This window comes from Inquilinus sp. CA228 (genome assembly GCF_052078665.1).
In the GTDB taxonomy this organism is placed as follows: Bacteria; Pseudomonadota; Alphaproteobacteria; order DSM-16000; family Inquilinaceae; genus Inquilinus.
In genome coordinates this window covers 47,442-58,966 of record NZ_JBQJIK010000053.1, presented here as the reverse complement: position 1 = coordinate 58,966, position 11,525 = coordinate 47,442, and the positions used below count along the sequence as shown (strand labels likewise).

Below are 11,525 nucleotides of genomic sequence, written 5' to 3'. Positions count from 1 at the left end.
GGGGGGGCGCGGCCGAGCCGCTCGAGATTCTCCGCCACCCGCTTGAGCCGCCGGGTCGAGCGGTCGAGCGCCGTCACCGCGGCGCCGGCGGCGGCGAGCTGCGCCGTCTTGCCGCCCGGCGCGGCGCAGAGGTCGAGGATGCGGCGGCCCTCGACCGGCCCGAACAGCCGGGCGGGCATCGCGGCGGCGGCGTCCTGCACCCACCAGGCGCCCTCGCCGAATCCGGGCAGCTCCGGCACCATGCCGCCGGCCTCGCGCCGCAGCGTCCCGGTCGGCAGCGGCCGGGCGTCGAGCTGCGCCGCCCAGAGATCGGGGTCGGCCTTGATCGAGAAATCGAGCGGCGCCTCGTGCAGATGCGCCTCGGCGATGGCGGCGGCGGTGTCGGCGCCATAGGCCTCGACCAGGCGCGACCACAGCCAGTCCGGCGTGTTCAGCCGGGGCGCGTCCTGCCCGGCCAGCAGGGCAGGGCCGTCCTCGGCCAGCCGGCGCAGCACGGCGTTGACCAGCCCCTTCATGCCGGCGAAGCCGGTCAGGCCGGCCAGCTCGACCGAGGTGTCGACCGCGGCGTGGGACGGCGTCGCCAGGAACAGGCGCTGGGCCAGGCCCAGGCGCAGCACGTCGCGCACGGTGGCGGCGCCGCGCGCCAGCGGCGTCTTCAGCGCGCCGTCGATCAGCGCGTCGATCTGGCCGAGACGGCGCAGCGTGGTGGTCAGCAGCAGGCGGGTGAAGGCGCGGTCGCGCGGTTCCATGCTCTGCAGGGCGAGATGGGAATCGAGGGCCTCGTCGATCGGGCGCCGCTGCGCCAGCACGGCCCGCAGCAATTCGACGGCGGCCTTGCGCGTGGCCAATCCGGTGTCGGTCATGCGCGGGATGTAGACCATCGGGGCCGGGCCGGCCAGTGCCATGTGCCGGCGGTCACTTCCGCGATCGGCCGCGCTGCGCCATGCTGGGGCCGGATCATGAAGGACACGCCGATGCCGCCTGAAGACGCCGCCGTCCGCCGCCTCTATCTCGAGGATCTCGAGCTCGGGCAGCGCTTCGGCTCGGGGACCGTTGCGGTCACGCCCGAGGCGATCAAGGCCTTCGCCCGCGAATTCGACCCGCAACTCTTCCATGTCGACGAGGAGGCGGCGAAGGCGACCTTCTTCGGCGGCCTGGCCGCCAGCGGCTGGCACACCGCCGCCCTGACCATGAAGCTGCTGGTCGGCGGCGCCTATCAGCCCGTCGGCGGGCTGATCGGCAGCGGCGCCGACGATCTGCGCTGGCCGCGGCCGGTGCGTCCGGGCGACGTGCTGCGGGTGGAATGCGAGGTGCTGGAGATCCAGCCATCCCAGTCGCGCCCCGACCGCGGCAGGGCCAGGGTCCGGATCACCACCTTCAACCAGGCGGATGAGCCGGTGCAGATCATGACCGCGAACATGGTGGTGCCGCGCCGGCCGGCGTCGTCGACGTAGCAGAGCGCTATAAGGGTTTGTTCAAGTTAATTGTCATGCCCGGGCTGGACCCGGGCATCCGGAGAGCGTCGACATCTTCTGGATTGCCGTCCTCAGGCTTGACCCGAGGACCTGCCCGGTAATGACAATAAAAACAGGGTTCTATCCAAACTTCTTCAGGCAGGGTCTTTTTCACCCGAGCAGGCGGCTGACCAGCCCCGGCACCTCGCGGATCGAGTCGAGGGTGTGGAAGCCGGGCGGCGCCACCTCCGGCCGGCTCACCGCCTCATGTGCCCAGGTGATGTGGTACGGGATGTGTACCGCCTGGCCGCCGAGGTCCAGCACCGGCAGGATGTCCGAGCGCATCGAGTTGCCGATCATCAGGAACCGGTCCGGCGTCGCGCCGCCGCGCTGCAGGATCCGGCGATAGGTCGCCTCGTCCTTCTCGGCCACGATCTCGACGCTCTCGAACCGTTCGGCGAGGCCGGAGCGGGCGACCTTGCTCTCCTGGTGGAACAGGTCGCCCTTGGTGATCACGATCAGCCGGATCCGCCCCGCCTTGGCCGCCGGCGCCAGCGCGTCCAGCGTCTCGACCACGCCGTCGATCAGCTCGACCGGGTGGTCCATCATCGCCTTGCCGAGCTCGAGGATGGTGCGGATCTGGGCGGCGCCGATGCGGCCCTCGGTGATCTCGATCGCGGTCTCGATCATCGACAGGATGAAGCCCTTCACGCCGTAGCCGAAGGTCTTCAGGTTGCGCGCCTCGGTGTCGAGCAGGGTGCGCTCGAGCGTCTCGGCATCGACCCAGGGGGACAGCAGGGCGACCAGCCGGCCATGCGTCTCCTCGAACACGGATTCGCTGTGCCACAGGGTGTCGTCGGCGTCGAAGGCGACGGTCAGCGGAGCGGGCATCTCAGCTCCGGCGGGCGGCGAAGCCGGTGATCGACTCGGCCAGGGCATGCAGGGCGAAGCCGAGGAACAGGATGCCGGAGGCGCGGACGAACCAGATCTCGTGCCGGCGGTAGAAGCCGCGCACCGCCGCGGCGCCAGCGACGCCGACCAGGATGACATAGGCGCCGATCGCGCCGAGGCAGGCGGCGGCGACCAGGGCCGGCAGTTCCGACCAGGTCAGGCTGGCGGCATGGCTGGCGAGCAGGGCGGCGAAGGTCGCGACCGCCACCGGATAGCCCTTCGGGTTGGTGACGCCGAACAGCAGGCCCCGCAGCAGCGGCCGCCGCACCGACGTGTCGATGCGGCCGTCGGAGCCGCGGCGCACGGTCAGCGCCGACCAGCCGAGCCACAGCAGATAGGCGCCGCAGATCAGCCCGAGCGTGTCGAACACCGCCGGGCCGATCACCTGGGCGCCGATGATCGCGGTCAGCGCCAGCGCCGACCACAGGGCGTCGCCGACCAGATGGCCGCACAGGAAGGTGGCGCCGGCCCGCCGCCCCTGGCCGGCGGAGATGCCGAACAGGGCCAGCACCGCCGGCCCCGGCGAGATGCCGTAGGCGAAGCCGGCGAGGCCCGAGGCCAGAAGCAGGGTGCCGTTCACGATTGCTCTCCGGAATTGACAGGGCTGCGGTCGCAACCGGCGCCAAAATCGGCCATAAGGGAGGCCCGGGCAAGCCCGGCGGATCGAGCGGAGGACGGGATGGACGAGGCGGAGATCCTGAGGCGCTTCGACGCCGAGTTGCGGCGGGCCCCGGTGCAGGCCGATCCGGCCTACCGGGTCGAGCAGCTGCCCGACGTCACCCGCATCGTCGGCCCCGGCCCGGGGGTGCATGACAACTTCGTGCAGTGGAGCCGGCTCGACGCCGCCTCGGCCGCCGCGGCGATCACCCGGGAGGCCGCCTTCTTCGCGAGCCAGGGCCGATCGGTCGAGTGGAAGCTGTACGGCCACGACACGCCGGCCGATCTCGGCCAGCGCCTGGAGGTCGCCGGCTTCGTGCCGGAGGAGCTGGAGACGCTGGTGGCGCTCGATCTCGACGGCGCGCTGCCGCCGCCGGTCGATCCGGAGGGCGTGACCATCGAGCGCGTGGTCGACCCGGTGCGGTTCGGCGCCATCGACGACCTGATGGCCGCGGTCTATGGCTCGGACGACGACTGGCGGTCGGAGGTGCTGGGCGCCGAGCTCGCGGCGGCGCCGGACCGGCTGTCGGTCTATCTCGCCATGGCCGACGGCCATTGCGTCTCGGCCGGCTGGATCCGGTTCCATCCCGGCACCGGCTTCGCCGATCTGTGGGGCGGCGCCACCCGGCCGCATTGGCGCGGCCGCGGCATCTACCGCGCGCTGGTGGCCAAGCGCGCCGCCGAGGCGAAGCAGCGGGGCTTCCGCTTCCTCACCGTCGACGCCTCGTCCGAAAGCCGGCCGATCCTGCAACGGCTCGGCTTCCGGGTCCTGACCACGACCACGCCTTACGTGCGGGAGGCGTAGGCCTGAGAGACGTCTGAAAACCCCGCCCGATATCAGAACGGCTCCAGCCCTCGGCCCAGAATGCCGACGAATCGTCGCGCGGCCGCCTGGTCGGTATGGTGCTTCAAGTGCGGAAACCCGGCCCAGGCGAAGCAGTCGCGCAGATAGTCGACGAAGGGGAGGGCGTGGTCTTCCTGCCGGAACAGCGGATCGGCGCCCGGGAAAGGCAGTTCGATCGCGTAAGGTGGGCCGCCGCTGACCTGCATCTTGTGCAGCCGGTCAGGTGCCAGCTCCAGCCGGAAAGGACCGATCAGATCCGGGTGGACCACGTCCTTCTGTTCCTCCCATACCTCGAAGCAAAACGATTCGATGGTGCTGCAGGGTTCGATCAGCAGGGCATCCGTATCAATGCCTGCCAAAGGCAGGTCGGCGACGACAGGGCCTGCGCCCCGGTCGCAATCCCATACCCAGCTCACGCCCCCAACCACGCGCCAGAACGCGTCCAGGGATGGTGGCAGCCGTGCGCCCGTCATCTGCTCGATCGCCGCAATCCGCGCCGCGTCAGCGGGCTCCGGCAGCGTTCGCATAAAGCCGAGGGACTGCCATCCTGCCCGCTGCAGCCTTTCGGATATCAGCGCGACGTTGCGGGCCGTGCGCAACATGGTTTCGCCGGCTAGCGCGGCGATTTCCGCGCGCAAATCCCCGGCAATAGCGGGGAAGGCGCGGGCCTCCCGCCACGTGCCCAGATGGTCCCCGGCCCGGTAGCGCGCCACGAGGTCGCCGATGGCACGCGTAGCCGGCGGGGGTGGAGGCGGACGTTTCGCGCGGGCGGCCTCCAGCGCGGGCAGAGCACTGCCCGGATCGGCGTGGCACAGCGCCATGCGGGCGGGGTCGCCGAGCCTCTCGTCCCGGCATAGCCCGGCGCAGAGTGCCAGCCAACGGGGATCTTGCTTGAACCAGGACGGCGCCTCGCTCTCGATCCAGCACGGGGTGCCGTCTGCCAATACTATCGATGGCACGAACAGTGACAGCGCCTCGTGGCCGATCGTGACCGCGGTGATGTCCTGCGCCGTGAACAGCGGCGCAAACTGGTCGAAAGCGGCGAGAGGATTGCGGCGGAAGACGGCGCGTATGCCGAGATGGATGGAAATGGCTTCCCGGTCTTCGATCAGCGACTCCAGCGTGTCGTAGGCGGCCGGATCGTCCATGGCCAGAAGTGCATGGCCTGCGCTCGCCCGCACCGGCATCAGCGCGCAATCCCGCCAAAGCTGCGCCAACAGCGGGATTGCTGGCGTGTAGCGCGCCTTGCCGAGCGTTCGCACGCCCTCTTCCCAGGGGCGATACGCGGTGCGCGCGCGTTCCATGGCCTCGCCGGAGGCTTGGTCAAGTGCCCGCCGTTCTCCTTCCGGCAGAAGCGCCCAGGCAGCAATGGAGCAACGGGCACGCTTGGGAAAATCCGGCGCGAAGAGCGGGGAGGCACGCAGTCCCCCCAGAATGTCTTCGGCGTCCTGGCTCATCTGGCGCTTTCCTGGCGGTCAGGGCATGGCCCGCGTGCCCATCTTCCCCTTACTCCGCACCCTGGCACGGGCCTGTGCAGGCATGGAACAGGCCCGCCCTCTAGTGTCATTGCCTAGCTTGGTCGGGCAGCCCAGGAGCGGTCAAGAGTCGCCCTGGGTATCACCCTCGCCCGATGAAGGGCATGTTCGTCGCCATCACGGTGACGAACTGGACATTGGCGTCGAGCGGCAGGGCCGCCATCATCAGCACGGTGCTGGCGACATGGGCCGAATCCATCAGCGGCTCCGGCTTGATCGAGCCGTCGGCCTGGGGCACGCCCTTGGCCATGCGGGCGGCCATGTCGGTGGCGGCGTTGCCGATGTCGACCTGGCCGCAGGCGATGCCGTATTTCCGCCCGTCCAGCGAGGTCGACCGGGTCAGGCCGGTGATGGCGTGCTTGGTCGCGGTGTAGGGGGCGGAGTTCGGCCGCGGCACATGGGCCGAGATCGAGCCGTTGTTGATGATCCGGCCGCCCTGCGGGTCCTGGTCCTTCATGATCCGGAAGGCTTCCTGGGTGCACAGGAACGGCCCGGTCAGGTTGGTGTCGACCACCGCTTTCCACTGCTCGAAGGTCAGGTCCTCCAGCGGCACCCCGGGGGCGCTGACGCCGGCATTGTTGAACAGCACGTCGAGGCGGCCGAAGCGGGCCTTGGTGGCGTCGAACAGGGCGCGGACGCTGTTGGGATCGGTGACGTCGGTCGGCACCGCCAGGGCCTGCTCCGCCGGGACGCCCGACAGCTGGATCGTCTCCGCCAGCGCGTCCTGTCGGCGGCCGGCCAGCACCACCCTGTAGCCGTCCTTGAGGAAGGCCAGGGTCACCGCGCGGCCGACGCCCGACCCGGCCCCCGTCACCAGCGCCACCTTGCTTGCCATCTGCGTCTCTCCCGTATCGATCGCCGGGGTTGGCCCCGTCTCCGGACGGACCCTAGCGGTTATGTCCGACGTAGTCAGCCGGAATGCTGTCGATTGCGGCCGTGGCCGCTGACCTCGATCCCGGCGTCGCGGCGCAGCGGCAGATAGTCCAGCAGCGACAGCAGCGCCACCACGCCGAGCAGGGCGAAGGCGATCTGATACTCGGCGATGGTCGAGCCGCCGGCCAGCCCCGAGGCCTCCGCCGCCCGCAGCGCGATCGCCCCCAGCGCCACGCCCAGCCCGACCGAGATCTGCTGGATCACGCTGAACAGGGTGTTGGCGGCGCTCATCTCCGGCTTGGCGACGTCGACGAAGGCCAGGGTGTTCAGGCTGGTGAACTGCATCGACCGGGCGGCACCGCTGACCACCAGCAGCGCCGCGGTCAGGGCGACGGGCGTCGACGGCGTCAGCAGGGCGCAGGCGAACAGAGTCGCCGCCAGCACCGCGCCGTTCGCCAGCAGGGCGGTGCGGAAGCCGAAGCTGCGCAGCACCCAGCTGGTCATCGGCTTCATGCCGAGATTGCCGGCGAACAGCGCCAGCACCAGCAGGCCGGAGCTGACCGGGTCGAGCCCGAAGCCGAGCTGGAACATCAGCGGCAGCAGGAAGGGCACGGCGCTGACCACCGCCCGGAACAGCGACCCGCCGCGGACGGTGACGCGGAAGGTGTGGATCGCCAGCGCCGCCAGCCCGACCAGCGGGTACGGATGGCGCCGGGCGTGACGCACCGCCCAGGCGCCCAGCAGCAGGGCGGCGGCCAGCAGCAGCCCGACCATGGCCCAGGGGATCTGCTCGTGCCCGATCAGGTCAAGCCCCAGCATCAGCGCCAGGCAGGCGATGCCGGACAGGACGAAGCCGAGCCCGTCGAAGGGGCGGCGATCCTCACTGCGGTCGTTCGGGATCAGCCGCAGCGCCAGCACCAGGGCAATGGCGCCGAGCGGCAGGTTGAGCAGGAAGATCCAGCGCCAGGAGGCGATGCTGGTGATCAGGCCGCCGACGGGCGGGCCCAGCACCGGGGCCGCCAGCGCCGGCCAGGTGATGTACGCGATCGCCCGCATCAGGTCCTGCTTGGCGGTGTTGCGCAGCACCACCAGCCGCCCGACCGGCACCATCATGGCGCCGCCGACGCCCTGCAGGATGCGCGCGGCGGTGAAGCTCCACAGGCTGTCGCTGGCGGCGCACAGGGCCGAGGCCAGGGTGAAGACGACGATCGCGGCGGCGAAGACCGAGCGGGCGCCGAACCGGTCGGCGACCCAGCCGCTGGCCGGGATGAACACAGCCAGCGTCAGCAGATAGGCCGACAGCCCGACATTCAGGTCCACCGCCCGGACGCCGAAGGACGCCGCCATGTCCGGCAGCGCCGTGACGATCACGGTGGCGTCCAGGTTCTCCATGAAGAAGGCGCCGGCGACCAGCAGCGCGATCAGCACGGGTTGGCGCGGGGACGAAGTCATGGGCGGGCCGGATCGTGAGGGGAGGGCCGCGCTGGGGCGGCGGCCTTGTCCCCGGATAGCACGGCCCCGTCAGCCGCAAGCATGCGCAGACGGCATGGATGGGCTCAGCCTGCGGCGGCCTGCAGCTCCTCCGCCTCGCCGGCCTGGTCGGCGACCGAGGCCAGCACGCTGCGGACCACGAAGATCTGGCCCAGCCTGCGGGCCACCGCCTCCCATTCCGGGCAGGCGTCGCGGCGGATGGCGATGGTCACGCGCATCTCGTCGCCTTGGCGCTCGGCCGAGACATGCTCGGGCACGATATCGCGCAGGCAGAACGGCTCGAGCAGGCGGGGCAGCAGGTTGACGTCGGCCAGGCCGACTACGTGGAAAACAACCTGCGCGTCGTCGCGGGGGGTGGTCATCGTCTTCTCCCGGGGAATGCGAACAGCAACGGCGAAGACCCCGGGGGAGCCGGCGTGGCCGGCCCGGGGCCTAGTGGCTAATTCGCAGGGAGCGCGTGGTGACCATGGCTCATGGTTAACCGCTGAGGACCGGATTGGCAACCGCCGAGATCTTGACCTGCTGCGGGCGCTGCGCAAGCCTGGGCTGCATCCGGCAGGAGAACACGACATGGCCAATCCCGCTTCGGGGCCGCTCGCGGGGCGGCGGGCGCTGGTGACGGGGGCCAGCCGCGGCATCGGTGAGGCCCTGGCCCTCGGCCTGGCCGCGGCCGGTGCCGACATCGCCCTGGCCGGCCGCGACCGCGCGGCGCTGGACCGGGTGGCCGAGGCGGTGCGGGAGCGGGGTCGGCAGGCGGTGCCGGTGGTGCTCGACGTCGCCGAGACCGGCGGCATCGACCGCGCCTTCGCCGCCGCGGCCACGGCGCTGGGTGGGCTCGACATCCTGGTCAACAATGCCGGGGTCGAGGAGGTGCGGCCGTCGCTCGCGGTCGACGAGGCGCTGTGGGACCGGATCGTCGACACCAACCTCAAGGGCGCCTTCTTCTGCGCCCGCGCCGCGGCGCTGCTGATGAAGCCGCGCGGCGGCGGCACCATCCTCAACCTGTGCTCGCTGACCTCGGAGGTCGGGGTGCCCGGCGCCGCGCCCTACGGCGCCTCGAAGTCCGGCCTGGTCGGCATGACCCGGGCGCTGGCGACGGAATGGGCGAAGGACGGGATCCGGGTCAACGGCATCGGCCCCGGCTATTTCCGCACCGCCCTGACCGAGGTGTTCTACCGCGACGAGGCCTGGCAGCAGCGCATGCTCGCCGCCATCCCGGCCGGCCGTTTCGGCCGGATGGAGGATCTGGTCGGCCCCGCAATCTTCCTGTGCTCCGACGCCGCCGCCTATGTCACCGGGCAGGTGCTGTATGTTGATGGCGGGTATCTGGCGTCGATTTGAGTTCTGGAGGAGCCCATGGCTGGACCTGTCCTGGAGATCCTGTTGTGGCAATCCGTTTCCGGAGATCGGGCCCGGCTGCTGCATGATCTCGTAGCGGCCGTGACCGGTTCCGTTGACGAGGATCTCCTGCACGTCGTTACCACCCGGCCGCTCGGCGGCTCATATGATGGCAATCCTTCGCTTCCCTTCCTCATCGTGTCCGGTTTGGACGAAGCATCTCCCGATCCTGCCGGCATCGAGGCGGCGTTCGGCCGTGTTCCTCGTGATTCCATCGCGCTCTGCGCCATGACGAACGGGAGCGACGCCCGTCGAGTTCTCGCCGAACTCAGCCTTGCGATCGCCGAACGGCTGGACGGTGTCGTCGCCTTCAACGGGCTTCTGCTTCCGAACCGGGGAGTGGATGTCGACGGCACATTGGACGAGGTTCTGCCGGTCGCTGCCGAGTACCTCGCCGGACTGCCCGGCAAGGTGGCCGTGATCCCGTATGAGAATGTGTACGGAGGTAAGTGGGGCAGTCATGTCGGGGACGCGACTTTCCTGCGGGCCTGGCTCAACCACCCCGATTTCTATCTGATCAAGTGAACTCCGCCGTCACCTCGATCTCGCCGACGATGGCTGCGTTGAAGGCCGGCAGGTCCTCGGCCGGGATCCAGTATTCGAGATGGCTGCGGCCGCCGGCCTCCTGGACCTGGTGGCGGTCGAGGAAATCGCGCCGCACCCGGAAGCGGGTGACGTAGCCCGAGCCGCTGGCCGGCACGTTCCAGTCGCGCGCGATCTTGACGGCGTAGTCTTCCGACAGCACCGGGTAGAAGATCGGCTGCTCCGGCAGGCGGGGCGGGAAGGCGCGCATGCCGGCCTCCCGGATCAGGCGCAGCTCTTCCGGCCCGACCGGGCGCCACAGCGTGACGGTCTCGGCCATGCTCAGCCTCGCTTCAACAGCCGGTCGCGGACCTCGGAGACGGCGCGGGCGTGGCCGTCGAAGCCTTCGTAGGTGGCCAGCGTCCGCGCCTGTTCGGCCAGGGCGGGATAGCCGGCGGCGCTGACATAGCCGATCGAGGTCCGCTTCAGGAAGTCGAACACCGAGAGCGGCGAGGCGGTGCGGGCGTGGCCGCCGGTCGGCAGCACCGCGTTCGGGCCCAGCACGAAATTGCCGATCGTCACCGGCGTGTAGGGCCCCAGCAGGATCTCGCCGGCATGGTCGATCCGCGCCGCATCGGCGAAGGGATCGCGCGACAGGATCTGCAGATGCTCCGGCGCGTAGTCGTTGACGAAGCCGATCGCCGAATCCCAGTCCGGCGCCAGCACGATGCCGCCGCGCGGCCCGGTCAGCACGGTGCGGGAGAAGCCGGCGCGGCCTGCGCTCATCTCCGCCCAGTGCCCCGGCAGCGCCGCTGCCGCCTGCTCCGCCACCCGGCGGCTGTCGGTGACCAGATAGGCCGAGCTGTCCGGCCCGTGCTCGGATTCGATGATCAGGTCCAGCGCCGCCAGCGCGCCGTCGACGCTGTCATCGGCCAGGATGATGGATTCGCTCGGCCCCGCCGGGGTGCCGGTGTCGATCGCATCGGCCAACAGCCGCTTGGCGGCGACCACATAGGGGCTGCCGGGGCCGACGATCTTGTCGCATTTCGGGATCGTCGCCGTGCCGTAAGCCACCGCCGCCACGCCCTGGGCGCCGCCGGCGGCGAAGACCTGCGTCACCCCGACCCGCTTCGCCACCGCCAGCGTCGCGGTGTCGACCTGGCCGTCCGGGCCGGGAGGGGTGATGATCACGATAGTCGGCACCTTCGCCGCCAGCGCCGGGATCGTGGTCATCATCGCCACCGAGGGGAAGGCGCCCTTGCCGCGCGGCACGTAGCAGGCGACCGACGGGATCGGCCGGATGCGGTCGCCGGCGAAGACGCCGGGGCGCACCTCCTTCCACCACATCTCCTCCGGCAGCTGCGCCTCGTGGAAGCGGCGGATGCTGTCGGCGGCGAAGTCGATCGCCGCCATCACCTCGGGCTCCAGCAGGCCCGGCGCCGCGTCCAGCGCCGCCTGGCCGACGCGCAAACCGTCGGCCGAGACCGGCGCCTTGTCGAAGTCGCGGGTGAAGCGGGCCACCGCCTCGTCGCCCTCGGCCCGCACCGCCGCCACGATCGGCCGGACGGCGTCGAGGAAGGGGCCGAGATCGGCCTCGGTCCGGGCCAGCAGGGCATGGCGGCCGGCGGCGGACAGCGTCGACAGGTCGTGGAATCGGATGGCGTCACTCATGGCATCAACTGACCACAGGAATATAAACCGAGCATGGCAGGGGCGCCGATTGACTCGGCGCGCAGCCACTCTATGAATTGTGGCTCCAGAAAAACAGCGCGGTCGGCCCATGGCCGGACCTCGGCGGTG

Annotated in this window: 13 protein-coding genes; 4 read left to right on the top strand and 9 right to left on the bottom strand. The window is 70.6% G+C overall.

Annotated features, from left to right (window positions below; translation table 11 throughout):
* Positions 1-905, bottom strand: a 905-nt coding sequence (locus ACTOWL_RS24685) for a transcription antitermination factor NusB (RefSeq protein WP_441323940.1), incomplete at its 3' end; no start/stop codon positions are given.
* Positions 906-974: 69 nt separating this feature from the next.
* Here ACTOWL_RS24685 and ACTOWL_RS24680 point away from each other — a divergent pair.
* Positions 975-1,454 (top strand): MaoC family dehydratase, encoded by a 480-nt coding sequence (locus ACTOWL_RS24680; RefSeq protein WP_441323939.1) that lies wholly within the window; start codon positions 975-977, stop codon positions 1,452-1,454.
* Between the two features lie 171 nt (positions 1,455-1,625).
* Here ACTOWL_RS24680 and ACTOWL_RS24675 read toward each other — a convergent pair whose 3' ends face one another.
* The gene (locus ACTOWL_RS24675; RefSeq protein ID WP_441323938.1) at positions 1,626-2,345 is read right to left on the bottom strand and encodes an HAD family hydrolase; all 720 of its coding nucleotides are present in this window, start codon (positions 2,343-2,345) and stop codon (positions 1,626-1,628) included.
* Position 2,346: 1 nt separating this feature from the next.
* Positions 2,347-2,985: a LysE family translocator gene (locus ACTOWL_RS24670; protein ID WP_441323937.1), complete on the bottom strand. Its 639-nt coding sequence runs from the start codon at positions 2,983-2,985 to the stop codon at positions 2,347-2,349.
* A gap of 99 nt (positions 2,986-3,084) precedes the next feature.
* Here ACTOWL_RS24670 and ACTOWL_RS24665 point away from each other — a divergent pair, with 99 nt between their 5' ends.
* The gene (locus ACTOWL_RS24665; protein ID WP_441323936.1) at positions 3,085-3,867 is read left to right on the top strand and encodes a GNAT family N-acetyltransferase; all 783 of its coding nucleotides are present in this window, start codon (positions 3,085-3,087) and stop codon (positions 3,865-3,867) included.
* 32 nt (positions 3,868-3,899) lie between these two features.
* Here ACTOWL_RS24665 and ACTOWL_RS24660 read toward each other — a convergent pair whose 3' ends face one another.
* The 4 genes from ACTOWL_RS24660 to ACTOWL_RS24645 all read right to left on the bottom strand — a co-directional run bounded on the left by ACTOWL_RS24660 (position 3,900) and on the right by ACTOWL_RS24645 (position 8,167).
* The gene (locus ACTOWL_RS24660; RefSeq protein ID WP_441323935.1) at positions 3,900-5,363 is read right to left on the bottom strand and encodes an SMI1/KNR4 family protein; all 1,464 of its coding nucleotides are present in this window, start codon (positions 5,361-5,363) and stop codon (positions 3,900-3,902) included.
* Between the two features lie 160 nt (positions 5,364-5,523).
* Entirely contained in the window at positions 5,524-6,276 is a 753-nt protein-coding gene (locus tag ACTOWL_RS24655; protein WP_441323934.1) for an SDR family oxidoreductase, read from the bottom strand.
* Positions 6,277-6,350: 74 nt separating this feature from the next.
* Complete coding sequence (locus ACTOWL_RS24650) at positions 6,351-7,766, bottom strand: MFS transporter (protein ID WP_441323933.1); 1,416 nt, start codon at positions 7,764-7,766, stop codon at positions 6,351-6,353.
* Positions 7,767-7,870: 104 nt separating this feature from the next.
* A complete protein-coding gene (locus ACTOWL_RS24645; protein ID WP_441323932.1) occupies positions 7,871-8,167 on the bottom strand; it encodes a hypothetical protein in 297 nt (98 codons plus the stop codon).
* A 208-nt stretch (positions 8,168-8,375) separates the two neighbouring features.
* Here ACTOWL_RS24645 and ACTOWL_RS24640 point away from each other — a divergent pair, with 208 nt between their 5' ends.
* Positions 8,376-9,146 carry an SDR family NAD(P)-dependent oxidoreductase gene (locus ACTOWL_RS24640; RefSeq protein ID WP_441323931.1) on the top strand — a complete coding sequence of 257 codons (771 nt, stop codon included), beginning with the start codon at positions 8,376-8,378 and terminating at the stop codon, positions 9,144-9,146.
* A gap of 15 nt (positions 9,147-9,161) precedes the next feature.
* On the top strand, positions 9,162-9,728 hold the full coding sequence (locus ACTOWL_RS24635) for a DUF6368 family protein (protein ID WP_441323930.1): 567 nt from the start codon (positions 9,162-9,164) through the stop codon (positions 9,726-9,728).
* Here the strand turns inward: ACTOWL_RS24635 and ACTOWL_RS24630 are convergent.
* Positions 9,721-10,065: a hypothetical protein gene (locus ACTOWL_RS24630; RefSeq protein ID WP_441323929.1), complete on the bottom strand. Its 345-nt coding sequence runs from the start codon at positions 10,063-10,065 to the stop codon at positions 9,721-9,723. The genes ACTOWL_RS24635 and ACTOWL_RS24630 overlap by 8 nt on opposite strands.
* A 2-nt stretch (positions 10,066-10,067) precedes the next feature.
* Positions 10,068-11,396: a histidinol dehydrogenase gene (gene hisD / locus ACTOWL_RS24625; protein ID WP_441323928.1), complete on the bottom strand. Its 1,329-nt coding sequence runs from the start codon at positions 11,394-11,396 to the stop codon at positions 10,068-10,070.
* Positions 11,397-11,525 lie beyond the last annotated feature (129 nt).